We start from the raw sequence: 24,979 nt of genomic DNA, 5'->3' as shown, positions 1-24,979 counted from the left end.
ATGGATGGTGCAGGAAGCCTCACCCGGTCGTTTTTGAGATCGCTGAGGCCCCAAGCTGACCTGAAGGCGGCCGCTATCGGAGCGGTCGTGCTTCTGCGCGAGTGGGTGCAGGACAGGCGCCGGGAAGGACTTCACGAGACGCGCGCCGCCGCCAAGGACAAGATCAAGAAGATCAAGGCCAAGGCCCTCGTCGAGCGCGAGCCGCCGCCGCGCATCGTCGCGCTGGTCGAGCGCTATCTGCCGCGCCGGGTCGGAATCAGCATGACGGTGCTGCTGCTGATCGGCAGCTGTGGCCTCGGCATCGTCAAGGGCGGCCATCTCCAGGATTTCATCACCGCCGTCAGCGACGCGCGCAATGCGATGGCCAATTCGGCTGGCTTCCGCATCACCTCCGTCGTGATCAACGGCCGCAAGCAGCTCAGCCAGGACGAGATCCTCGCGGTCGGCGGCGTCAGCGGCCGCTCCTCGCTGTTGTTCCTCGATGCCGACGGCGTCCGCGACAAGCTCAAGGCCAATCCCTGGATCGCGGATGCGACCGTGCTGAAGCTCTATCCGGGCCAGCTCATGATCGAGATCACCGAGCGCAAGGCGTTCGCGCTGTGGCAGGAGGCCGGCCGGCTCTCCGTCATCGCCGACGACGGCGCACTGCTCGAACCCTATGTCTCGCGCCGGTTCCTGTCGCTGCCGCTCGTGGTCGGCAAGGGCGCCGACACGCAGGCCCGCGACTTCCTCGCGCTGCTCGCGCGCTATCCGCAGGTGAACTCGGCGACCAAGGCCGCGATCTTCGTCGGTGAGCGGCGCTGGAATTTGAGGCTGAAGGACGGCCTCGACGTCCGCCTGCCCGAGCAGGACGTCGGCAACGCGCTCGCCGCCCTCTCCAAGCTCGACAAGGACGACAGGCTGTTCTCGAAGGACATCGTCGCGGTCGACATGCGCCTGCCCGATCGTCTGGTGGTGCAGCTGTCCGACGACGCCGCCAAGGCGCGCGAGGACCTGTTCAAGGACAAGAAGAAAAAGAAGGCCGGGGACGCCGCATGACCGGTCTTGATCGCACCCAGACGCCGAAGATGCGCCCGATGCCGCACAAGCGCGGCGGCCTCGTCGCCTGTCTCGATATCGGCACCAGCAAGATCGCCTGCATGATCGCGCGGCTGAAGCCGTCGGCGCCAAGCGAAGCCCTGCGCGACCGCACCCATGCGGTCGAGCTGATCGGCTACAGCCAGATCCAGTCGCGCGGCATGAAGGCCGGCGCGGTGGTCGACCTCGCCGAATGCGAGCAGGCGGTGCGCCAGGCCGTAGGGCTTGCCGAGAAAATGGCCAAGGTCCGGGTCGAGTCCGTGCTGCTGTCGGTCTCCGGCGGTCGTCTTGCGGGCCAGCTGGTCGAGGCTGCCGCCGATATCCGCGGCGGCGCGGTCACGCCGGCCGATGTCAGCCGCGTCACCTCCACCGGAATGCGCCACGCCACCGGCGAGGGCCGCACCGTGCTGCATGCGCTGCCGGTCGGCTACACGCTCGACGGCGTCAAGGGCATTCGCGATCCTCGCGGCATGGTCGCGCATCAATTTGGCGTCGATATGAACGTCGTCACCTGCGACGCCACCGTGGCGCGGAATCTGATGCTGGCGGTGGAACGCTGCCATCTCAACGTCGAAGCCATGGCGGCGAGCCCCTATGTGGCCGGCCTGTCGGTGCTGACCGATGACGAGGCCGATCTTGGTGCCGCCGTGGTCGAGATGGGCGCGGGTACCACCACGATCGCGGTCTTTTCCGGCGGCCGCTTCGTGCACGCGGCCGGATTTGCGGTCGGCGGGCAACACATCACGATGGATCTCGCGCGCGGACTCTCGGCGACCATTGCCGATGCCGAGCGAATCAAGACGTTATACGGCACGGTCCTCACCGGCGGATCGGACTCGCGTGAGCTGATGTCTGTACCGACGGCCGGTGACGAGCAGGATCTGCCGCAGATCGTTTCGCGCGCCACCATCGCCAACATCGTCAAGCACCGTGCCGAGGAAGTCTTCGAAATGGTTCGGGACAAGCTGAAGGATTCGCCCTTCGCGGCAGAGCCCAAGGGCCGCGTCGTGCTCTCGGGCGGCGCCTCGCAGCTCACCGGCCTCGTCGAGCTAGGAACCCAGATTCTCGGCCGGCCCGTGCGGGTCGGACGTCCGCTCGGTTTCGGCCGGCTGCCCAACGAGGCGAAGAACGCCGCGTTCGCGGTGCCGGCCGGACTTCTCGTCTACCCGCAATATGTTCACCACGAACATGTCGAACCGCGGCATACGCGGCAGCAGGTCAAGACAGGGACCGGCGGTTATTTCGGAAAGGTCGGACGATGGCTACGCGAGGGCTTCTGATGACTCTTCTCCGCAATTCCCGACTTTCACCAACTCCCGCGGCCGTCGGCCGGGGCGAACCCACGCGCGCGTGATCGAGAGGCAAACATGACCATCAGCATCAATGTTCCTGATATTCACGAACTGAAGCCCCGGATCACCGTATTCGGCGTCGGCGGTGCCGGCGGCAACGCCGTCAACAACATGATCACGGCCGGCCTCCAGGGCGTCGACTTCGTGGTCGCCAACACCGATGCGCAGGCGCTGACGATGTCGAAGGCGCAGCGCATCGTGCAGATGGGCACGGCGGCGACGCAAGGCCTGGGCGCAGGCTCGCAGCCGGTCGTCGGCGCGGCCGCGGCCGAAGAGGTGATGGACGAACTTCGCGACCATCTCTCCGGCGCCAACATGGTGTTCGTCACCGCAGGCATGGGCGGCGGCACCGGCACCGGTGCAGCCCCGGTGATCGCCAAGATCGCGCGCGAGATGGGGATCCTCACCGTCGGCGTCGTCACCAAGCCGTTCCACTTCGAGGGCGGGCGCCGGATGCGCACTGCGGAGGCCGGCATCAACGAACTGCACAAGGTCGTCGATACGCTCCTGATCATCCCGAACCAGAACCTGTTCCGGGTTGCCAACGAGAAGACCACCTTCGCCGACGCCTTCGCGATGGCCGACCAGGTGCTCTATTCGGGCGTCGCCTGCATCACCGACCTGATGGTCAAGGAAGGCCTGATCAACCTCGACTTCGCCGACGTGAGAGCGGTGATGAGAGAAATGGGCAAGGCGATGATGGGCACGGGCGAAGCCTCCGGCGACAAGCGCGCGCTGACCGCCGCTGAAGCCGCGATCGCCAACCCGCTGATCGACGACAGCTCGATGAAGGGTGCCAAGGGCCTGCTGATCTCGATCACGGGCGGCAAGGACTTGACCCTGTTCGAGGTCGACGAAGCCGCGACCCGCATTCGCGAGGAAGTCGACCAGGACGCCAACATCATCGTCGGCGCCACCTTCGACGAAGCGCTCGACGGTCTGATCCGCGTCTCGGTCGTCGCCACCGGCATCGAGCAGGCGGCGATCGCCCGCAACAGCCAGGGCACCAGCGCTCCGGTCGCGAATGCCGCGCCGCAGGTGCAGCAGGCGCCCGCGGCTCCGGCCGCTGCCGCCGAGAGCCGTCTCGCCGACCTGACCGCGCGCCTCCGCGCCGACAATCAGCGCATGGCCGAACGCGCCCAGAAGCTGGAATCGCAGATCCCGGCCGCAGCAGCGGCCGCGCCGCGTCCTAATGTCGAGCGTGCGGCCCTTGCGGCCATCGCGGCTGCCGTTGCCGAAGTTCCGCAGGCGCCCGCACCGATGCAGACCTATGGCGACGTCACCGTGCGCCCGATCGCGCAGAAGCCCACGCTATTTCCGGAGCCCGAGCAGGCGCCGCTTGCCATGCACGAGCCAATGACGCCGGAAACCTTCATCCCGCCGCAGGCCGAGCGCGCCCCGGCGCGTGCGCCGCGGATGCCGCGCCTTGAGGAGCTGCCGATGCCGGCCCAGGCCGAGATTCGTCAGGCCCGTGGCGAGGTGGAAGACGAGACTCCGCAAAAGACCCGCCTGTCGCTGCTGCAGCGCCTCGCCAATGTCGGCCTCGGCCGTCGCGACGAGGAGAGCGAGGCGCCGATCGCCGCCCGTAGCACCGGTCCCGCAATGCCGGCGCTGCCCGAGCGCAAGCCGCAGCGGAGCGTGGCGCAGCAGATCGCAGCCAGCGAACCGGTGTCGGAATATGCCCGCCGGCCCGCGCCGCAGGGGCTGGACGCCCACGGCCGCCCGGCACCTGTTGCGCCGGCGCCACAGGGAGACGACCATCTTGATATCCCGGCCTTCCTGCGGCGGCAGGCGACCTGAGGATTGTTACAATAGGGCGGACGCAAAAAGGTCCCGGTGAGATGCTCGCCGGGACCTTTCTCTTGGCCTCGTGTATATCCGGATTGCGCGTTCAAGCAACTGATTTTAAATCATTAATTACCTGTTGGGTGTTTCAGTAAAGCTGCCGATAATGGCCCTGAACGCCGGCGCAATTTGGTTAAGCCTTGGCGCGAATACGGCAGGTTTGGGGTAACAATCGGTAAAAAAGCGTGAGTTGGCGCTGTTTGAGGCAGTGACTATGGTTTGGTGTGACTTGGGGATACGGAGATTCGGACGGTCGATCTCGATCGATCAGTCGGGTCTAGTATAAGTCGCAGTTGGTCGTAGTGGGGCGGTTCCTGATGAAATTTAGCCGGCAAACAACGCTTCGTGCGCAAGCCACTGTGGCTGGCGTCGGCGTTCATTCCGGTCTTCCCGTCACCCTCACGCTTGGACCTGCACCTGTCGACGCAGGTTTTATTTTTGTCCGCACCGGCCTTGAGGGAAGCGACCGTGAGATTCAGGCGACCGCCGAGCAGGTGGTCGCGACGGATCTGGCGACCGTGCTGGGCGACAGTGAGGGACCGCTTGTCTCGACTGCCGAGCACGTCTTGGCAGCCTTGCGCGGCATGGGCGTCGACAACGCCACGATCGAGGTCGATGGCGCGGAAGTGCCGATCATGGACGGCAGTGCGGCGGCCTTTGTTGCTGCGATTGATCAGGCCGGTATCGTAACTCAGTCGGCGCAGCGCCGCTTTATCCAGGTTCTAAAGCCGATCTCGGTCGCGATCGGTGATTCCTTCGGCGAAATCCGGCCTTATGCCGATGGCTTCCGCGCCCAGATCGAGATCGACTTCGCTAATCCCGTGATCGGCCGGCAGAATTATGCGTTCGAGTTGGTGCCGGAACGCTTCCGCCGTGATATCGCGCGTGCCCGGACCTTCGGTCTGATGTGCGATCAGGCGCGGCTCTGGGCCGCGGGCTACGGTCGCGGTGCGTCCTTCGACAACACCATCGTGTTCGATGAAGAGCGGCTCCTCAATCCAGAGGGCCTGCGCTACGCGGACGAATGCGCTCGCCACAAGGTGCTGGACGTGATCGGCGATCTCGCGCTGGCCGGACTGCCGCTGCTGGGCGCCTATCGCTCGGTGCGTGGCGGCCACAAGCTGAACCACGCCGTCCTGACCGCGCTGCTCGCCGACCGTACCGCCTGGCGGGTGGTCGAGGGCGAGGCGGCCCGCCGCACCACGCGTCCCGTGGTCGAAGTCGGCAGCGGCATCGTTGGCGGCCGGATCGCCGCGGCCTACGGGCCGGACGTGTCCTGAAAAGCCCCGCTGCGGCGGGCAATTGCTCGGCTTTCTCCGGGAAACTCTTGGTAACCATGATCCCCTGGGATTGCGGCAAGTTCGCCTTAATCCGGGCGGAATGCCTGCCTATCCGGTAGGTTAACGATCGTTTTTCGGTTACACCGACGTGGTCGCATGGCAGGCACCACGATTACATTTCGCGCCCGTGACGGGGATCATGGGCTGGCGGGCACCGCATCACAGGGCGTCAGGTCTTAAATTCATGTCGGCACAGCGTATGACGCGCGGATATCTCTTGGTTTCGCCAAAGGCTCCGGTCGGGAGCCGCCGGCTGCTCCAGGCGGCAACCCTGTTGCTGCTCGCGCTGCCGCTGGCCGGCTGCGGCACCGGCGCGCTCTGGGACAAGTTCACCGCCAAGGACGACACCTTCGTCGAGGAGCCCGCCGACAAGATCTACAATGAGGGCCTGTTCCTCATGAACGAAAAGAAGGACATGAAGGCGGCGAACAAGAAGTTCGAAGAGGTCGACCGCCAGCATCCCTATTCCGATTGGGCGCGCAAATCGCTGCTGATGTCGGCCTACGCGTCCTACCAGGGCGGTGACTATGACGGTTGCATCGGCGCTGCGACCCGCTACGTCACCCTGCATCCCGGCAGCCCGGACGCCGCCTACGCGCAATATCTGATCGCCGCCTCGCACTACGACCAGATCCCGGATGTCAGCCGCGACCAGGCCCGGACCGAGAAGGCGATCGCCTCGCTGGAAGAGGTGGTGCGCAAATATCCGACGTCCGAATATGCGACCTCCGCCAAGGCCAAGATCGAGGGCGCGCGCGACCAACTCGCCGGCAAGGAAATGAACGTCGGCCGCTACTACATGCAGAAGAAAGACTATACGGCCGCGATCAACCGCTACAAGGCCGTGGTCACACAGTACCAGACCACGCGCCACGTCGAGGAGGCGCTGTATCGGCTCACCGAGGCCTATACGGCGATCGGCATCGTCGGCGAGGCCCAGACGGCGGCGGCCGTGCTCGGGCACAATTTTCCTGACAGCCGCTGGTACAAGGACGCCTATAATCTTGTAAAATCCGGCGGTCTCGAACCGAGCGAGAATCAGGGGTCCTGGATGAGCAGGGCCTTCAAGAAGATAGGCCTCTAGGTCTCGGCTAGGAAATCTGGTTCCATGCTGGCGCGTCTGTCGATCCGCGACATCGTCCTGATCGAACGGCTCGATATCGAATTCGCCACCGGACTTGCGGTTTTGACCGGCGAGACCGGTGCGGGCAAATCCATCCTGCTCGATGCCTTTGCGTTGGCGCTCGGCGGCCGCGGCGACGCCGGCCTCGTGCGCCATGGTGCGGAGCAGGGCCAGGTCACGGCCGTCTTCGATATCCCCAAAAATCACCCCGCGGCGAAAATCCTCGCCGAGAATGGCCTGGACGATACCGGGGAGATGATTCTTCGTCGTGTGCAACTCGCCGACGGCCGCACCCGCGCCTTCATCAACGACCAGTCGATCAGCGTGCAGACGCTGAAGGCGGTCGGCGCGGCGCTGGTCGAGATCCACGGCCAGCATGACGAGCGCGCGCTGGTCGATGCCGCCACCCATCGCCGGCTGCTCGATGCCTTCGCCGGGCTCGAGAAGGACGTCACAGCCGTCGAAGCGCTCTGGGACGCACGCCGCACCGCGAATACCGAGTTGGACGATCATCGCGCCGGCAAGGAGCGTGCCGCGCGCGAGGCGGATTATTTGCGCCATGCCTCCGACGAGTTGAAGCAGCTTGCGCCAAAGGACGGTGAAGAAACCTCGCTCGCCTCCCGCCGCACCACCATGATGCAGGGCGAGAAGATCGCCTCCGATTTGCGCGAGGCGCAGGAAGTCGTCGGAGGCCACCATTCGCCGGTTGCGGCGCTGTCGGCCGCCGTGCGCCGGCTGGAACGTCGCGGCGTCAATTCGCCAACGCTGGTCGAGCCCGCGGTGAAGGCGATCGATATCGCCATCAACGCACTGGAGGAGGCCGACCAGCATCTCCAGGCCGCGCTCGCCGCAACCGATTTCGACCCGGCCGAGCTCGAGCGCATCGAGGAACGGCTGTTCGCGCTGCGCGCCGCTTCGCGTAAATATTCGACGCCGGTTGATGGCCTCGCCGCGCTCGCCGCCAAATACGCCGCCGACGTGGTGCTGATCGATGCCGGCGCCTCGCGGCTGAAGAAGCTGGAGCAGGCCGCGATCGAGGCCGATGCCCGCTATGCGACTGCTGCGAAAAAGCTCTCGGCGGCGCGGCAGAAATCGGCCGAGAAGCTCAACAGGGCGGTCAATGCCGAACTCGCACCGCTCAAGCTCGAGCGTGCAAAGTTCATGACCCAGGTGGCGACCGACGAGGCCGCGCCGGGCCCGCAAGGCTTCGACCGGGTCGAGTTCTGGGTGCAGACCAATCCGGGCACCAGGGCCGGTCCGATGATGAAGGTCGCCTCCGGCGGCGAGCTCTCCCGCTTCCTTCTGGCGCTGAAAGTCGTGCTGTCCGACCGCGGCTCGGCGCCGACGCTCGTGTTCGACGAGATCGACACAGGCGTAGGCGGCGCCGTCGCCGATGCCATCGGCGCGCGACTGGCGCGGTTGGCCGGCAAGGTGCAGGTGATGGCCGTGACTCATGCCCCGCAGGTCGCCGCCCGCGCCGACCAGCATCTCCTGATCTCCAAGGATGCGCTGGACAAGGGCAAGCGCGTCGCCACCCGCGTCAACGCACTTGCCGCCGACCACCGCCGCGAAGAAATCGCCCGCATGCTCGCCGGCGCCGAGATCACGGCCGAGGCAAGGGCGGCCGCGGACCGGCTGCTTAAGGCGGCGACGGCTTAGGCTGCGCCTCCCGGACGCAGCGCGTTGCGCTGCATCCGGGGCAACAAGATCTCAACGTGCCTTTACCCCTGCGCCCGCTCCGTCGTATCCAAGCACCATGGCAAGAGCAGCAAAATCCAAACCGCTTCGCGACGTCGCCGACCTCACCAAGGCGCAGGCCAAGGTCGAGCACATGCGGCTCACGCTCGAACTCGAAGAGCACGACAAGCGCTACTATCAGGACGACGCACCCACCGTCACCGACGCCGAATATGATGCATTGCGTCATCGTCTCAACGCGATCGAAAAACGCTTTCTGGAATTCGTCAGCGCGGACTCGCCGTCACAGAAGATCGGCGCGGCGCCATCCGGGCGCTTCAAGAAGGTCCGGCATTCCGTTCCCATGCTGTCGCTGGACAACGCCTTTGCCGAAGAGGACGTGCGCGACTTCGTCGGCCGCATCGTGCGCTTCTTGAAGCTCGATGACGACAAGGTCAATTTCTCCGCCGAGCCGAAGATCGACGGCCTCTCGATGTCGCTGCGCTATGAGGGCGGCGAGCTCGTCACTGCTGCGACGCGCGGCGACGGTGCGGTGGGCGAGGACGTCACCGCCAATATCCGTACGCTCGAAGACGTGCCCGAGAGGCTGAAGGGCCGCAACGTCCCCGACATCTGCGAGGTGCGCGGCGAGGTCTACATGACTAAGAAGGCCTTCCTCGCGCTCAACGAGCGACAGAAGGCGGCCGGCGATACCGTCTTCGCCAATCCGCGCAACTCCGCCGCGGGCTCCTTGCGGCAGAAGGATCCGACCGTCACCGCCTCGCGTCCGCTCGGCTTCTTCGCCTATGCCTGGGGCGAAATGAGCGCGATGCCGGAAGAGACGCAGAGCGGCATGATCCACTGGTTCGAGCGCTGCGGCTTCAAGACCAATCCGCTGACGAAACTGTGTCACTCCGTCGAGGAGCTGATCGCGTTCCATCAGAGCATCGAGGAAGCGCGCGCCGAACTCGACTACGACATCGATGGCGTCGTCTACAAGATCGATCGCATCGACTGGCAGGAGCGGCTCGGCTTCGTCTCCCGCACGCCGCGCTGGGCCATCGCGCACAAGTTTCCGGCCGAGCGCGCCATGACGGTGCTCCGCGACATCGAGATCCAGGTCGGCCGCACCGGCTCGTTCACGCCGGTCGGCAAGCTCGAGCCGGTCGGTGTCGGCGGAGTGATCGTGCAGAACGTCACGCTGCACAACGAGGATTACATCAAAGGCATCGGCAACAAGGGTGAGGTGCTGCGCGAGGGGCGCGACATCCGGATCGGCGACACGGTGGTGATCCAGCGCGCCGGCGACGTGATCCCGCAGGTCGTGGATATCGTCCTCGACAAGCGGCCGACGAGCGCCAAGGCGTTTCACTTCCCCAAGACGTGCCCGTGTCCGCTGCACACCGACGTCGTGCGCGGGGAGACGGCCGCCGGCGAAGAGGAAGCGCGTGCCCGCTGCACCGGCGAGTTCGCCTGCCCCTACCAGAAGATCGAACACCTCAAGCTGTTCGTGTCGCGGCGCGCCTTCGACATCGATGGTCTCGGCGAGAAGCAGCTCCAGTATTTCTTCGACAAGGGGTGGGTGAAAGAGCCTGCCGACATCTTCACGCTGGAGAAGCGCAACGCAAAGCTCAAGCTCGAGGAAATCGAGGGCTACGGCGAAACCTCGGTGCGCAATCTGTTCGGCGCGATCGAGAGCCGGCGCAGAATCGCGCTGGAGCGTTTTATCTATGCGCTCGGCATGCGCCATGTCGGCGAGACCACGGCCCTGGCACTGGCGCGCGGCTATGGTTCCTGGGACGCCTTCCACGATGCCTGCCTCAAGGTCGCCAAGGGCGACGAGGAGGCGATGGCTGAGATGGACGCGCTCGACCAGATCGGCGACACCGTGATCAAGAGCATCGCCGATTATTTCGGCGAGGACCACAACCGCGGCATTGTCGAGCGGCTGACCAAGGAGGTCGAGATCGTCGACGCCGAGAAGCCGAAGAGCAACTCGGCCGTCGCCGGCAAGACGGTCGTGTTTACGGGCTCGCTGGAGAAGATGACGAGGGACGAGGCCAAGGCCACGGCAGAAAGGCTCGGCGCAAAAGTGTCCGGCTCGGTGTCCAAGAAGACCGATATCGTCGTCGCCGGTCCAGGTGCGGGTTCGAAGCTCACAGAAGCCAACAAGCACGGCGTCAAGGTGCTGACTGAGGATGAGTGGCTGACGCTGATCGGAGAGTGAGCTCTCTCCCCGTCATTGCGAGGAGCTCTTGCGACGAAGCAATCCAGATTGCCGCCGCGGAAAGATTCTGGATTGCTTCGCTGCGCTCGCAATGACGAGGAGAGGGCGTGCCGTCCCTCAGATCATCCCCGCCTCGTCCTCCTCGGCCTGCCCGATCAGCGTCTCGCTCACCACCAATTCGCGGCGAGGGACGACGAAGATCATCGTACAGGCGCAGAGCAGCGAGACGGCGAGGACGGCCGAGGTCAGCGGCAGCGTCGTTGCGGAGTGGCCGCCGAGATAGGCGCCGAATTGCGACATCAGGGCGCCGATCCCCTGTTGCAGAAAGCCCATCGCACCTGACGCAGTGCCGGCGGCTTCGGGACGGATGCTGATGGCGCCGGCTGCGGAATTCGCCATCACGAAGGCGTTGCCGACCATCACGATCATCTGCGTGCCGAACAGCCAGGCGGGAGCCTCGTTCCAGCCGCTGAAACTCCACAGCAGGTTCAACAGGCTGCCGCAGAGTTGCAGGCCGAGCCCGAACCAGATCAGTTTCTCCAGCGAGTGTCGCGGCGCGAAGCGCACGCAGAGCAGATTGCCGACCAGATACGCGAATCCCGTCGTGGCGAACCACGCGCCGTATTCGGCGCTGGTCCGGCCCATCTGGGTCACCACGATGTAGGGGCCGCCGCCGGCGAAGGTGAAGATGATCTGCGACGCCAGCACCTGGCACATCACGTAGCCGATGAAGGCGCGGCTCTTGATCAGGGTGCCGACGTCGCCGCGAAAACCGCTGCCGGCCACACGGTCGCGACGCGTCTCGGGCAACGCGATCGCGATGCCGATGGCGACCGCGAGCGCGCCGACCGTGACGGCGTAGAAGATCGCCCGCCAGCCGAACGCGGTCTCGATCAGGCCGCCGGTGAGCGGCGAAACCATTTGTCCGATCATCAGGGCGGCGACCACAAGGCTGATCATGGAGGCGACCCGGTCGCGCGCGTAGATGTCGCGGATGATGGCGCGGCTTACCACCATGCCGGAGGCGCCACCGAGCGCCTGGAAGAAGCGCGCGGCAATCAATTGCGGCAGGGTTTCGGCGAAAATGCAGGCGACGCTCGCCGCGACCATCAGGGCGAGGCCTCCGAGTAGCACCGGGCGTCGGCCGAATCTGTCCGACAGCGGCCCCATGATCAGCTGCGACAGTGCGATGCCGACCATGTAGAGCGACACCGTCATCTGCGCGATCGAGATGTCGCGCCCGAATGTCGTGGCCAGTACCGGCAGCGCCGGAACCAGGATGTAGAGCGAGATCGGCGCGATCCCGGTCATGACGACCAGCAGCAGCAGCACCACGCGCGAGGTCGCGAGGTTCTTTGTCGCCATTCCCGGCGGCTTGCTGATCATGCCGTGCATGCTGGACACTAGCCGCTTCGCGATTGCTGCGAATATGGCCGTTTCGTCATGCGGCTATGCGCAATACTCGCGCCGCATAATTGGTGTCAGCACCCGCGAAAGCGGGTGATCCAGTATTCCAGAGGGTTGTGATTGACCGAGAAGCCGCAGCGTACTGGATTCCCCGCTTTCGCGGGGAATGACAGCCGAGATTGCGAGCAGCCTTGCACAAATCGCGTAGCGGCATGCGCGGCGCTACGTCAGCTCCGCCGTGGCCTGATCGAGCCAGGCCTTCGTCGCTTCGTCCAGAGCCGGCCCCACCTCGGCGCGAACGCGCGCGTGGTAAGCGTTGAGCCAGGCGAGCTCGTCGCGGTTCAGCATCGCCGTATCGATGAGCCGGCGGTCGATCGGCGCCAAGGTCAGCGTCTCGAACGCGTTCATCGATTTCTCGGCGCCCTTGATGTCGGCGGCGACCACCAGCTCGAGGTTCTCGATGCGGATCCCGAAGGCGTCGGTCTTGTAATAGCCGGGCTCATTGGAGAGGATCATGCCGCGCTTCAGCGGCGTGGTGCCGAGCTTCGAGATCCGCGCCGGCCCTTCGTGGACCGAGAGATAACTGCCGACGCCGTGGCCGGTGCCGTGCTCGAAATCGACGCCGGCGGCCCAGAGATATTGCCGTGCCAGGGTGTCGAGCTGCGCGCCGGTGGTACCGTCGGGAAACACCGCGCGCGCGATTGCGATATGACCGCGCAGCACGCGGGTGAAGCGGTCGCGCATCTCGGGCGTCGGCTCGCCCACCGCCATGGTGCGGGTGATGTCGGTGGTGCCGTCTTCATATTGCGCGCCGGAATCGATCAGCAGCAAATCGCCGCGCGCGATCCGCCGGTTGCTCTTGCGGGTGACACGGTAATGCACGATGGCCCCGTTCGGCCCGGTGCCGGAGATGGTCGGAAACGACACGTCCTTCAGCGCGCCGGTGTCGCGGCGGAACGTCTCCAGCGCCTCCACGGCGTCGATCTCGGTGAGCTTGCCGCTTTCCGCCTCGCGGTCGATGAAGGCGAGGAAGCGCGCGAGTGCGATTGCGTCACGGCGGTGTGCCGTCTGCGTGCCCTTGATCTCGGTCGCGTTCTTCACCGCCTTCAGCAGCGCAATCGGATCGCTGCCGCGCACCGGCTTGCCGCCGCCGCCTGCGATCAACCGGCTTAGGGCGTCGGCCGCCGTGGCGTTGTCGAGCGCGATCGCCGCACCGCTCTTGGCGAGCGCCATCAGCGTCGGCGCCAGTGCATCCGGCTCGCGCACGTCGGCCGATTGCTCGAGATGGTCGCGCGTCAGGTTGGAGAGCTTGCGGTTGTCGATGAACACGGTCGGTCGGCCGTCCCTGGGCACCAGCGCGTAAGACAGCGGCAGCGGTGTGTGTGCGACGTCGGCCCCGCGGATGTTGAAGGTCCAGGCGACGGCATGACTGTCCGACAGCACCAGCGCGTCGGCGCCGAGCTTGTCGATTTCGCTCTTGATCTGCGTCACCTTGTCGGCCTCGGCGACGCCGGCATATTGCAGGCCGTGGATCGCGATGGGGGCGATCGGCGGCTGCGGCCGGTCCTGCCAGATGGCGTCGACCGGATTGCTGTCGACCGCCACCAGTTCGGCACCGGCCTTGGCGCAGGCCGCGGAGAGGCGCTCGGCTGCCGCAAAAGTGTGCAGCCATGGATCAAATCCTAGGCGATCACCGGATTTGAGGTGCGCCGAGACCCAGCTCTCCGGTGGCGGATCGATCAGCGATTCCACCGCCCACGCCTTGCCGTCGACCTGCTTGGCCGCCTGGATCGTGTAGCGGCCATCGACGAAGACGGCGGCCTCCTGGGTCAGCACCACCGCGAGTCCCGCCGAGCCGGTAAAGCCGGTCAGCCAGGCGAGCCGCTCTTCGGAGGGCGCCACATATTCATTCTGCTGCTGGTCGGCGCGCGGAATGACGAAGCCGGTCAGCCTGCGGCGGGCGAGTTCTTCACGAAGTGCTGCGAGGCGCGCCGTCAATGCGACGCCGGCCTCGGGCTCCTCGAATGTCTGGAAGTGCGCTTCGAACATGGCTCAGTTTAGGATCATGGCGATCAGTCCGCAATCTAGACGCATTTGGGGTCGCATCTGGCATGGACTGTGCTTGAAATAGTTCCATTCGAATTGAGTGGAGTAAAGGATGCGGCTGTTGCGCTTCGTCCACAAAACAGGGAAATTCGAGCAAGTGGTTCATCTCAACGGCGAGGGGACACACGATGCCAGCGTTCACGTTTGAGAAGATCTCGCCGCCGGTGCGCCGCGCACCCGCAGCCACGCCCCCGAAGAAGCCGCGCGGTCTCATCAGCCAGATGATCAGCCGTTTCGCAGAGCGTCGCGCGAGGCGGGCATCGCGCGCATCCGTGCGTGGTGACGAGAAACCGGCGAAGTAGAGCTTTCACCCCATCTTCCGCAGCAACAGGCTGCTCCACCCCTCGATCCGCAGATGCCGCAGTGGCACGAGGCCGCGCGCGCGATAGGCGGCGATCACGGCGGGGGCCTGGTGCGTCAACAGGCCGGAGAGGATGATTCGGGCGCCGGGCGCAAGATGTCGGGTCATCGGCCCCGCCAATTGCCGTAACGGATTGGCAAGGATGTTGGCCAGCACCAGGTCGAACGGGCCGCTTTTGGCAAAGTCCGGCGCGGCGAAGCCGATGGCGTGGATCACCCGCACATGTTGACCCACCTCGTTCAGGGTAGCGTTCTCGGCCGCGACCCGCACTGAAGGCGGGTCGATGTCGGAGGCCAGCACTGCGCGATGCAGCGCCTTCGCCGCCGCGATCCCCAGCACGCCGGTACCGGTGCCGAGATCCAGCACGCGCTTGGGGCGCGCATGTTTCAGGACATGGTCAAGCAGCAGTAAACAGCCACGCGTGGTTCCGTGATGGCCGGTGCCGAAGGCCAGCGCCGCTTCGATCTCGATTTTGAGCTTGTTTGGCGCCACGCGGTCGCGGTCGTGGCTGCCATGGACGACGAAGCGCCCGGCCGGCACCGGGACGAGATCCTCCAGGCTTGCCTTGACCCAATCCTTGGCCTCTATCGTGTCGAAGGAAAGCGTCGCGGCGATGTGATTTCCTGCTGAAGTTGCAACGAGTTCGCGCAGCAATTTCTGATCCGGCGCCTCGGCAAAATGCAGCGTGACGTCCCATTGTCCGTCCGGCCGCTCGAAGGCGGCGACCGCAGCATCGCCATCGAAAACGACCTCCGTGAGGATGTCGACAACACGTCTGGCAGCAGCCTCGTTGGGAAGCGAAAAGCTGGCGCGATGGGTAGGGGATGGCTGCATTCCAGGGTTCCGTCAGGTTCAATTTTTGGAACTTTTGTTCTCAATTTTCCGTACAACTTGCAGTTCCCCGGTTAACTTGACCGTAGGCTGTCCACCGTAGATTCCCGGATGTTGGAACCAACCAACACACCCTGGAATAGAAATGGAGGCTAGTCTTGAAGCGCGTGGTTTTGAAGTTTTGGTCCGATGAGTCCGGCGCAACCGCGATCGAATACGGTCTGATCGCGGCCGGGATCGCGCTGGCGATCATCACCGTGGTGAACAGTCTGGGCAGCACGATGAACGACAAGTTCGGTTCGATTAGCAGCTCCTTGAAGTAATTTCTGCCTCCCATTCCCGGCGGGGGCGCCTTTCTTCATAGACGGCTTTTTCGACGACCGCCCGCTGGGGGAATAGCCCTCCGGCGGGCGAAGTCATTTTGGGGAGGCAAGCGAGACCCGTCATCGCTGCCCCTGTCTACAGGCTGTTAACTTATGATCCGGGGGCCATCCACCGACTTATGCCCAACTTATCCAGTCCTTTTCCACAGCCTGATCCGTGCTTGTACAAAGCCGTCGCGTCAGGCTTCCCCGGCTTCAACACGGCTTGCCAACAGGCAATCCACGCCCCGTCCACAGACCTATCCACGGCTTGCGAACAGGCTGCGGTGATCCCTTAAAATCGCTTGTGCCGCGTTGTGGCCGGGGGCGCCGGTGACGCCGCCGCCGGGGTGGGCACCGGAGCCGCAATGATAGAGGCCCTTCAGGGGGCCGCGATAATCGGCATGGCCCAGCATTGGGCGCGCCGAGAACAGCTGGTTCAAGGTCAGCGCGCCGTGGAAGATGTCGCCGCCGAGCAGGCCGAACTGCCGCTCGAGGTCGAGCGGCGAGAGGATCTGGCGCCCGAGCACGCTTGCTGCAAAGCCCGGCGCGTAGCTGTCCACCGTTGCAATCATGAGATCGGCGACCTCGTCGCGATGGTCGTCCCAGGACTTGCCGTCGGGCAGTTCAGGCGCGACATGCTGGCAGAACAGGCTCGCGACATGCTTGCCTGCGGGCGCGAGCGTGTCGTCGAGCGTGGAGGGGATCAGCATCTCGACGATGGGCTGACGGCTCCAGCCCTGCGCCCGCGCATCGAGATACGCCCGGTCCATGTAGCCGAGGCTCGGCGCCAGGATGATGCCGGAGGAGAGGTGATCGCCCTCGCCCGGCAACGCCGTGAACGAGGGCAGGCGGTCCAGCGCCACGTTCATGCGGAAGGTGCCGGAGCCGTTCTTCCAGTGGCGGATGCGGGCGAGGAAATCGGCGGGCAGTGCGTCGGGCGCGATGAGCTGCGTATAGAGCAGCTTTGGATTGACGTTGGCCGCGACATATTTGGCGCGGATCGTCTTGCCGTTCTCCAGCACCACGCCGATGGCGCGGGCGCGTTCGACGATCACCTCGCGCACGGCAGCGTCGGTGTCGATCGTGACGCCGCGATCGCGCGCGGCGCGCGCCATTGCCTGCGTGATCGCGCCCATGCCGCCGATGGCGTGGCCCCAGACGCCCTTCTTGCCGTTCACCTCGCCAAAGGCGTGATGCAGCATCACATAGGCCGAGCCGGCCGCGTAGGGGCTGGCATAATTGCCGACGATGGCATCGAAGCCGAACAGCGCCTTGACCAGATCGTGCTCGAACCGCTCGTCCAGCATCTCGCCGGCCGAGCGGGTGAAGAGATCGAGCAGGCTGCGGCTTCTCTCCAGCGTCAGGCCGCGCAGGATGTTGGCCGTCGTCAGCGCGTTCGCGGCCTCGCGGATGGCGCCAATGCCAAAACTGTCGAGCAGGTTCGGCGGTGCGCGCAGCACGAACTGCCGCAGCACATCCGCGATGTCCTCGAGCTCGCGCGAAAACCCGTCGAGCGCATCGGCATCGCGCGCGCTGAGCCGCGCGACGGAGGCCTTCGTCCGGCCCTCGCCGGTGAGGAGATAGTTGCCCTCGGGCGCGGGCAGAAAATTCTGCGCGCGCCGCTCGACCACGCGTAGGCCCTGCTCGGCAAGGCCCAGATCGCGGATGACCTGCGGGTTGAGCAGACTCACGGTGTAGGCCGCGACCGAGTTGCGGAAGCCCGGATGAAATTCCTCGGTGACCGCGGCCCCGCCGACCACCTTGCGGCGCTCGACCACATGCACGCGCAAACCCGCCGCCGCAAGATAGGCTGCGCAGGTGAGGCCGTTATGGCCGGCTCCGATGATGACGACGTCGGTTTCGGTCATGACAATTTCTGAATGTTCCGTGGTCGTTCCGAGGTCGCCCGAAGGACCCGCAACGACGTTCTATATCAGGCATTTCTCGCGGCATCATCACGAGACCATTTATTGCCCGTTCAGGCGGCTTGTGCTCCATTGCGCGCGCCCCGGCCGCCCGCCGGGAGTAAGCCGGAGCTCCCATGGATTCGATCGTGCAACCCGCCGCCACGGAGCAACCGTCCTCGTCGCGCAACCGGCTGCTGCTGACGGTCTACACCGCCGCGATCTTCGTCAGCGCGCTGCTGCTGTTCTCGGTGCAGCCGCTGTTCACGAAAATGGTGCTGCCGCGGCTCGGCGGCTCGCCGGCGGTGTGGTCGGTGGCGATGGTGTTCTTCCAGTCGCTGCTGCTCGCGGGCTACGCCTACGCGCATCTGCTGATGCAGATCAAGAACCGCGTCGTGCCCGTTGTAGTGCATCTGGTGCTGCTAGTGCTGGCCTTCGCGACGCTGCCGCTCAGCATCGCCAGCGCCTATGGCGAGCCACCTAGCGCCGGCTACGCTTTCTGGCTGCTCGGCCTGTTCGTGATATCGATCGGGCTGCCGTTCTTCGCACTCGCCGCCAACAATCCGCTGCTGCAAGCCTGGTTCGTCCGCACCGGCCATCCTGACGGTCGCGATCCCTACTTTCTCTATGCTTCCTCCAACATCGGCAGCTTCCTCGCGCTGTTGTCCTATCCGTTCCTGCTGGAGCCGATCTTCACGTTGCACACGCAGAACCGGCTCTGGACCGGCGGCTATGGCCTTTTGATCCTGCTGATCGCCGCTTGCGGCGTGTTGCTGTTGCGTTCGCCGAAGCTGGCTGTGACTGACACGCAGGCTGAGAACGCCGACGCGCCGGCGCCGACCTTGGTCACGCGGCTGCGCTGGATCTTCCTCGCCGCGGTGCCGTCGGGCCTCCTGATCGCCGTGACCGCGCATATCTCGACCGACGTCGCGGCCGCGCCACTGCTGTGGGTGCTGCCGCTGTCGCTGTACCTCCTGACCTGGGTGGTGGTGTTCCAGTCGCGGCCGCTGCTGCCGCACAAATGGATGCTGATGCTGCAGCCGGTCGCGATCGCGGGCGTCATCTTTCTGCTGGCTTTCGGCGGCGAGCAGAATTTGCTGCTCACGCTCGGCGGCCATCAATTGTGCTTCTTCATTATCGCCATGGCATGCCATGGCGAATTGGCGCGGACCCGCCCGCCAGCCAAATATCTCACCGGCTTCTATGTTGCGCTGTCATTCGGCGGCATGGTCGGCGGCCTCTTTGCCGGCCTCGTCGCTCCCTTCACGTTCTCCTGGATCGCCGAATATCCGATCCTGGTCGCGCTTGCCGCGCTGTGCCGGCCTTCGGCGAACGAGCGTCTTGCGGGCGTCGTGCGATGGTATTGGCTGGCGCTCGCCGCGCTTGCCGTCGCGCTGGTTGCGCCGTCTTACATGACGGGCGATCTCTCGACCTGGTTCGAGGACCACCGCGTCTGGATCGCCGGCGCCGTCGGCGTGCTCGGGGCGCTTCTGGCGCTCGCGCTCAATGCCGATCGCTGGAAGATCTTTGCCACTGTCGCGCTGGCGCTGGCCTTGATGCGGATCTATCCGGCCGACGAAGGTCGCGTCACCACCGTGCGCAGCTTCTTCGGCGTCCACAAGATCGTGGTGACGCCGGGCGGCTATTTCCACGTGCTGATGCACGGCACCACGATCCATGGTGCCGAGCGCTTCCTCAACAATGACGGCACGCCGGTCACCGGCCGGCCCGAGCCGATCACCTATTATCACAAGGACGGCGGCATCGGTCAGGCCATCACCGCGATCCGCGAGCGCAAGGGCGCGCCGTTGAAGGTCGCGGCGATCGGCGTTGGGTCGGGCACGCTCGCCTGCGCCGGCGAGCCCGGCGAGAGCTGGAAATTCTTCGAGATCGACCAGTCCATGGTCGATGCCGCGCGTGACCCGAAGAATTTCCGCTACATCTCGAGCTGCCAGCCGGACCTCAAGCCGGTGATCGGGGACGCACGCCTCACCTTCGCCAAGGAGCCCGACGGCGTCTACGACCTCATCATCGTCGATGCCTATTCGTCGGATGCGATCCCGATCCATCTCGCCACCGAAGAGGCGATGAAGATCTACAAGGACAAGCTCGCTCCGCACGGCGCCGTGGTGATGCACGTCTCCAACCGGCATCTCGATCTCGAGCCTGTCGTGGTTGGCATCGCCGATGCCAACGACCTGAAGAGCTGGGTCTACGACGAGGATTCCGGCCGCGACGCCGACTACATCTTTTCCACCGACGTCGTCATCTCCGCCCGCGAGGCGGCGGATGTCGGCAAGCTCGCCTCCTCCAAGCAGTGGGAGGAGACCGATCCCGACGAGAAGGTGCGGGTCTGGACCGACGACTATTCCAACATCCTCGGCGCGCTGTACCGGCGTTTGCGGTATGGCGAGCAGTAGCGCTTCGCTGCCTGGGTGGAGGCTTACGGCTTGACCGGTGTCCCCGCAGGCAGCGCAAGCCCCTTCTCGCCGACGACCTGCCGCAACAGGTCCGGCCGGTCCGAGATGATGCCGTCGATGCCGATCTCGATCATCCGCGCCATGTCGTCGGGCTTGTTGACGGTCCAGACCACGACGCGCAATCCCTGCGTATGCGCTTCAGTGACGAGCGCCGCCGTCACGTCGCCGAAATAAGGCGACCACACCGTGCCGCCCGCGGCCTTGATCGTGCGCGGCAGCGAGCCGCCGTGATCGGCCGGGCTGAAGCCCGCCGTCCAGCTGGTCGCCTTGTCGAGGACGTTTGTTGGCGCCGAGCCGCGCTGGAGTGTCAGGTACACGGTTGGAATTTTCGGTGCCTGCTGCTGGACCAGCAGCAGGGTCCGCCAGTCGAACGACTGGATCATGACGCGGTCGGAAAACTTCTCGTCTTCGATCACCCCGAGCAGCTTCGCGACGAAGGCCTGCGGCTCCAGCGATTGATCCGCATGATCCGGATCGATCTTGGTCTCGATATTGAAGCGCACGCGTTCGTTGCCGGATTTGCGCACCAGCGCGAACAGCTCCCTCAGCGTGGGAATGCGGATCCCCGGCACGGCGCGCTGGTCGGGAAACTGCTTTGCATAGGCGCTGTCCGGCCGGATTTGACCGACGTCATAGGTCCTGACCTCGGCGAACCGCAGCTTTGCGAAAGGCGTGCCTGGCGGAGCGACATAGGCGCCGTTCGTGTCCCGCGCGAGATCCGGATTGAGGCCGCGCTCATGCGACACGACGACCTCCCCGTCGGAGGTCACGCCAACGTCGAGCTCGAGCGTGTCCACGCCCATCGAGAGCGCATTGGCAAAGGCCGGCAGGGTATTTTCCGGCATCAGCGCCCGCCCGCCGCGATGCGCCTCGAGGTCGAAGGCCATGGCTTTTCCCGTCGTGAGAATCGAAAGCACGATCAGAATTGTCGCAGCATGTGATGGCATCACAATTCGCAGCCCAAGTGAAAGGAAAAGCATATGAAATCTTCGCTTGTTTCGTCCAGTACTGCGGTTGACGGCGACCGAAGAAAGCCGAAACTGCTCTCAAAAAGGGACCGGGAGCAATTCACATGCGGCTCATCTTCATCGCAACGATGGCGGCTCTGATGGTTGGGCAGGTGGCGGCCAAGGACGTGTTGTCAGGCGCGAGCCTTTATGCGGATGTGGGGCGCTACGCATCCTTCGGCCTGCACCGCTTCGGCTCGCCCGGTGATCGCGCGACCGCCGACTGGATCGCCGGCGAGCTCTCCGAGGCCGGCTTCGCGATCAAGTTCCAACCCGTCGTGCTCGGCCGGCAATATGTCGTGGAGCGAGCCAGTGTGGCGGCGGCCGGCGCGGCTGTCGAGGCGACGCCGTTCTGGTGGCCGCCGGAGGACAAGGCCAGCTTCCATCTCTCCGCGCCGCTCGCGCGCGACGGCGACGTCGCTGGTAAGATTCTCTGGATCGACCTGCCATTCGATCGTGGGGCCTATCTCGGCCCCGCCCATCGCGCGGCGATTGCCGAGGCGGCCGCGAAGAAGCCCGCCACCATTCTGCTGATGATCGGCAATCCCGCCGATGATCGCTTTGCCTACAATGTCACGCAGGAGGATGCACCCTGGCCGGTGCCGGTGATGGTGGTAGGCGCCAAGGCGCGCGGCACCTTCGATCGCGCGTTGGCATCAGGGGCGCCGGTGACGTTCGACGTTGCCGGGCATTACGATCGCAACGTGTCGGGCCGGAATGTCATCGCCGAGACCGGCATCGGCCGCGGGCCGACCATCGTCGTCTCCACGCCGATGACCGGCTGGTATACTTGCGTCTGCGAGCGCGGCCCCGGCATCGCCAACTTCCTGGCGCTGGCGCGCACGACGGCTGCGGAAAAATGGCCGGCGCATTTCGTCTTCATCGCCACCGCCGGTCACGAGATCGGCCATGGCGGCATGGAGTTGTTCCTGAAAGACGGCGCGCCCGCGCCGAAGGACACGCTGGCCTGGATTCATTTCGGTTCGTCGAATGCGTGTTACGCCTTTGCGGACGGAGCCCGCACCGTGCGTCCCCAAGAGGAGCGCGCTCTCGTGCTGAGCAAGTCGGCCGTCGCGCTGACCGACGAGGCCTTTGCTGCAATTGCGGCAAAACGCCTGGTGGCGGAGAAGCAGGCGATCGGTGAGCTGCGCGACGTCCATGCGGCGGGCTACGCCAATTTCCTCGGCATGGCCGGCCGCCATCAAACGTTCCACACGCCCGCAGATGATCTCAGGGCGACCGGGCCCGAGATCCTCGAGCCGGTCGCCCGCGCCTTCGTCGATGCTGTTCGGAAGATCGTCGAACGCGGCGACGCCGCGTTCAGATAGAGCATGATCCGGAAAAGATCGGAGCGGTTTTCCGAAAGGATCATGCTCAAATCATAGCGTCAGTTTTGGTAGTAGCCCCGCGGCTGATAGTACTGGCGGGGCTGCTGCTGATAATAGTAGCCCTGCTGGCCATAACCCTGATCGTAGGACGGCTGCTGTTGCTGGTAGACCTGCGCGCGGTTGATCGGGCGCGGCGCCGGATAGCGCGCGCCGGTGTCGCTGCCGTCGGCCGGATAGATGTAGTTGTCATCCTGCGGCATGTAACGGTGCGCGGGCTGCACCGACGGCGTCAGATTCACGGGATCGCCTGAGGTGGCGTACTGCTCCTCGGCTGGCTGCGGGGCGCGGGCCACCGCTGTGGTGTTGCGGCCCCGCGGATTGCGGGCCAGCGCCACCTGCGCCGAGCCGGTCAAGGTCACCGTGGTGTTGAGCACGCCCTGCTCCTGCACCAGCGCGTAGAGCGTCGAGGCATTCTGGCGCGACAGTCGCACGCAACCATGCGAGGCGGGCGTGCCGAGACGACCGACCGAGTCGGTACCGTGGATGGCGTGCCCGACCTTGGTGAAGAAGATCGAATGCGGCATCGGCGCGTCGTCGAATTCCTTGGAGTAGTGGTCCTCTTCCATCCGGAAGGCGCGGAAGCTGCCGTTCGGCGTCTCGCGTGAGGGGATGCCAGTCGACACCGGCCAGTGATAGCGCGTGACGCCGTCGACCGCGACGGTCATCTGCTGATTGTCCTTGTCGATGGTGATGTCGACCTTGGCCTGCGCGGCGCCCGCGCTCAAAAGCATCAGGGAAGCAAAAGCGATGAAAAAGGAACGCATCTGACGTCTGGCCTCCGGCCTGTTCTCGCAAGCGCCGCGGCTCTCCGTCCCCGGCATGCACTATGCCCGCAATCCGGCTTTCGTTCCAGCGGCCTGCCGGCCCATCGTTAACGTGATGCCGGGCGTAAGCAAGGCCGCTTTGTGCCGCGCGGACCGCGGCGGTGCTGACATTTTCGCGAGCGGGAGAGGCGTTCACAACACCGACAATTCGTCACAAAGGCGCAACCATTTGGTCGGCCTGCGCGTTAAAGATCGCTTGCCTCCAGGTGGCTATCGCCGCCGCTCACCCCTTAAAGCGTGATGGCATTAAGTTCGATATCCTGAATTTTTGAGGTAGTTGGCGCATTCCACGGGTGTGAAGGCATCGAGTGCGTGGCCGATTGCAGCGCAGACCGCATCGACAGTTCGCGCGGCAGCTTTGCGAAGCAGGTGCTTGAGCTTGGCAAAGACCTGTTCGATCGGGTTCAAGTCGGGCGAGTATTTTGGCAGGAAGAACAGTTTGGCGCCGACCGAACGGATGAGCTGGCGAACTGCTTTGCTCCTGTGGCTGCCGAGGTTGTCCAAGACGACGATATCGCCGGGCCGAAGGACGGGCAGTAGAACCTTTTCGACATAGGTACGAAAGCTCGCGCCATCGATCGGCCCCTCGATGAACCATGGCGCATCGATCCGATCATGCCGCAGAGCCGCCAGGAAGGTCATGGTCTTCCAGCGGCCGTGGGGCACTTTGGCGTGAAGTCTGTCTCCGCGCGGCGCCCATCCCCGCAAGGGCGCCATATCGGTCCTGGTCCAGGTCTCGTCGATGAAGACCAGGCGCTCAGCTTCGACGCGATCTTGATACTTTGTCCACTGGGCTCGCCGCCGCGCGACCTCGGGTCGATCGCGTTCGCCAGCCGCCACGCTTTTTTTTGAAGCTGAGCTTCTCGGCATGCACGAAGTCCCACACCGAGTGGTAATCGACCTTCAGGCCGCGTCCGGCAAGCTCGGCAACGAGCCCGCGTATGGTGAAATCGCCGGCCTTGATCCGTTGCGATAGCCAGACGGCGTGGTCTCCCGAAACCGCCTTCGGCTTGTGACCGCCCATCTGGCCAGGCTCGACGCTGCCGGTCTTCTCGACCCGCTTCATCCAGCCAATTGCCGTGCTGATTGCCACTCCGAACCGCTTGGCGGCTTGATTGCGGGACATCCCGCCCTCAATAGCGGCCACGACACGCTTGCGAAGATCCAGAGAATAAGGCTTGCCCATCCATGCTGGCCTCCGCCCAGCCAGCATGGTGAATCAGAAACAAGCTGATTTGGGAATCCCAAATCGATTCAAGCTAACACCATCCCGCTTTAGGACCGAAAATGAACAAAGCACGTATCGCCGCTGCGCACTCGCTGGCAGGTCTGCCCGCCCGCCTGCTGTTCGCGGCCGCCGCCGTCCTCCTTGCCGTGGCTTGCTCGCCGCAACCTGGCCACGCCCAAGGCATTGTCCGGGGTGCCCAGGAGGGGTCTTACCAAGGTAACCGCATCGCCGGCCCCGTCGGCGGCGCGGTCGGGGGTGTTGTTGGCGCTGGTGTCGGCGGTGCTGTCGGCGCGGTGGATGGTATCTTGGGAATTCCCTATCACGGCCACCGTCACTGCCGCGGCTATTACGACGGGTACCACCACTTCCGCTGTTACAGGTGATGCCGTCCTGTAGCCCGGATGGAGCGAAGCGTAATCCGGGGATGCTCGTGACCG

Annotated in this window: 18 protein-coding genes; 11 read left to right on the top strand and 7 right to left on the bottom strand. The window is 65.0% G+C overall.

What is annotated here, in order from left to right; all coding sequences use genetic code 11:
- The 7 genes from JJE66_RS01185 to ligA all read left to right on the top strand — a co-directional run bounded on the left by JJE66_RS01185 (position 1) and on the right by ligA (position 10,641).
- A complete protein-coding gene (locus JJE66_RS01185) occupies positions 1 to 1,038 on the top strand; it encodes a cell division protein FtsQ/DivIB (protein WP_200512308.1) in 1,038 nt (345 codons plus the stop codon).
- Positions 1,035 to 2,357 (top strand): cell division protein FtsA, encoded by a 1,323-nt coding sequence (gene ftsA, locus JJE66_RS01180; RefSeq protein WP_200512307.1) that lies wholly within the window; start codon positions 1,035 to 1,037, stop codon positions 2,355 to 2,357. The genes JJE66_RS01185 and ftsA overlap by 4 nt, the downstream gene beginning before the upstream one ends.
- A gap of 87 nt (positions 2,358 to 2,444) precedes the next feature.
- On the top strand, positions 2,445 to 4,229 hold the full coding sequence (ftsZ, locus tag JJE66_RS01175; protein ID WP_200512306.1) for a cell division protein FtsZ: 1,785 nt from the start codon (positions 2,445 to 2,447) through the stop codon (positions 4,227 to 4,229).
- Between the two features lie 362 nt (positions 4,230 to 4,591).
- Entirely contained in the window at positions 4,592 to 5,554 is a 963-nt protein-coding gene (gene lpxC / locus JJE66_RS01170) for a UDP-3-O-acyl-N-acetylglucosamine deacetylase (protein ID WP_200512305.1), read from the top strand.
- 244 nt (positions 5,555 to 5,798) lie between these two features.
- Positions 5,799 to 6,698, top strand: coding sequence for an outer membrane protein assembly factor BamD (locus JJE66_RS01165; protein ID WP_200512304.1), 900 nt, complete (start codon positions 5,799 to 5,801; stop codon positions 6,696 to 6,698).
- Positions 6,699 to 6,722: 24 nt separating this feature from the next.
- Entirely contained in the window at positions 6,723 to 8,396 is a 1,674-nt protein-coding gene (gene recN / locus JJE66_RS01160) for a DNA repair protein RecN (protein ID WP_200512303.1), read from the top strand.
- Positions 8,397 to 8,493: 97 nt separating this feature from the next.
- Positions 8,494 to 10,641: an NAD-dependent DNA ligase LigA gene (gene ligA, locus JJE66_RS01155; protein ID WP_200512302.1), complete on the top strand. Its 2,148-nt coding sequence runs from the start codon at positions 8,494 to 8,496 to the stop codon at positions 10,639 to 10,641.
- Between the two features lie 117 nt (positions 10,642 to 10,758).
- Here ligA and JJE66_RS01150 read toward each other — a convergent pair whose 3' ends face one another.
- From JJE66_RS01150 to JJE66_RS01140, 3 genes are all read right to left on the bottom strand, one after another.
- Complete coding sequence (locus tag JJE66_RS01150) at positions 10,759 to 12,036, bottom strand: multidrug effflux MFS transporter (RefSeq protein ID WP_200515239.1); 1,278 nt, start codon at positions 12,034 to 12,036, stop codon at positions 10,759 to 10,761.
- Positions 12,037 to 12,270: 234 nt separating this feature from the next.
- On the bottom strand, positions 12,271 to 14,097 hold the full coding sequence (locus JJE66_RS01145) for an aminopeptidase P family protein (protein ID WP_200512301.1): 1,827 nt from the start codon (positions 14,095 to 14,097) through the stop codon (positions 12,271 to 12,273).
- Between the two features lie 364 nt (positions 14,098 to 14,461).
- On the bottom strand, positions 14,462 to 15,349 hold the full coding sequence (locus JJE66_RS01140; protein ID WP_200512300.1) for a 50S ribosomal protein L11 methyltransferase: 888 nt from the start codon (positions 15,347 to 15,349) through the stop codon (positions 14,462 to 14,464).
- A gap of 155 nt (positions 15,350 to 15,504) precedes the next feature.
- On the opposite strand from JJE66_RS01140, the gene JJE66_RS01135 reads away from it, so the two are divergent.
- Complete coding sequence (locus JJE66_RS01135; protein WP_200512299.1) at positions 15,505 to 15,669, top strand: Flp family type IVb pilin; 165 nt, start codon at positions 15,505 to 15,507, stop codon at positions 15,667 to 15,669.
- A 299-nt stretch (positions 15,670 to 15,968) separates the two neighbouring features.
- On the opposite strand, the gene JJE66_RS01130 is transcribed toward JJE66_RS01135, so the two are convergent.
- Positions 15,969 to 17,579 (bottom strand): NAD(P)/FAD-dependent oxidoreductase, encoded by a 1,611-nt coding sequence (locus tag JJE66_RS01130; RefSeq protein WP_200512298.1) that lies wholly within the window; start codon positions 17,577 to 17,579, stop codon positions 15,969 to 15,971.
- 173 nt (positions 17,580 to 17,752) lie between these two features.
- Here JJE66_RS01130 and JJE66_RS01125 point away from each other — a divergent pair, with 173 nt between their 5' ends.
- A complete protein-coding gene (locus JJE66_RS01125) occupies positions 17,753 to 20,035 on the top strand; it encodes a spermidine synthase (RefSeq protein WP_200512297.1) in 2,283 nt (760 codons plus the stop codon).
- Positions 20,036 to 20,058: 23 nt separating this feature from the next.
- Here JJE66_RS01125 and JJE66_RS01120 read toward each other — a convergent pair whose 3' ends face one another.
- On the bottom strand, positions 20,059 to 21,042 hold the full coding sequence (locus tag JJE66_RS01120; RefSeq protein WP_200512296.1) for a glycerophosphodiester phosphodiesterase: 984 nt from the start codon (positions 21,040 to 21,042) through the stop codon (positions 20,059 to 20,061).
- A gap of 125 nt (positions 21,043 to 21,167) precedes the next feature.
- Here JJE66_RS01120 and JJE66_RS01115 point away from each other — a divergent pair, with 125 nt between their 5' ends.
- A complete protein-coding gene (locus JJE66_RS01115; RefSeq protein ID WP_200512295.1) occupies positions 21,168 to 22,430 on the top strand; it encodes a hypothetical protein in 1,263 nt (420 codons plus the stop codon).
- Between the two features lie 59 nt (positions 22,431 to 22,489).
- Here the strand turns inward: JJE66_RS01115 and JJE66_RS01110 are convergent, their stop codons facing one another.
- On the bottom strand, positions 22,490 to 23,254 hold the full coding sequence (locus JJE66_RS01110) for a L,D-transpeptidase (protein ID WP_200512294.1): 765 nt from the start codon (positions 23,252 to 23,254) through the stop codon (positions 22,490 to 22,492).
- Between the two features lie 306 nt (positions 23,255 to 23,560).
- Positions 23,561 to 24,500 (bottom strand): IS630 family transposase gene (locus JJE66_RS01105; protein ID WP_409362789.1). Its coding sequence is split into 2 segments (ribosomal slippage): positions 23,561 to 24,163 and positions 24,165 to 24,500, totalling 939 coding nucleotides; the frame shifts between segments, so codons are not numbered across the junction.
- A gap of 101 nt (positions 24,501 to 24,601) precedes the next feature.
- Between JJE66_RS01105 and JJE66_RS01100 the strand changes: the two genes are divergently transcribed.
- Positions 24,602 to 24,925, top strand: coding sequence for a hypothetical protein (locus JJE66_RS01100; RefSeq protein ID WP_200512292.1), 324 nt, complete (start codon positions 24,602 to 24,604; stop codon positions 24,923 to 24,925).
- The last annotated feature ends 54 nt before the right edge of the window (positions 24,926 to 24,979 follow it).

The organism is Bradyrhizobium diazoefficiens, from assembly GCF_016612535.1.
Taxonomy (GTDB): Bacteria; Pseudomonadota; Alphaproteobacteria; order Rhizobiales; family Xanthobacteraceae; genus Bradyrhizobium; species Bradyrhizobium diazoefficiens_C.
This window is presented reverse-complemented; position numbering and strand designations above follow the sequence as displayed.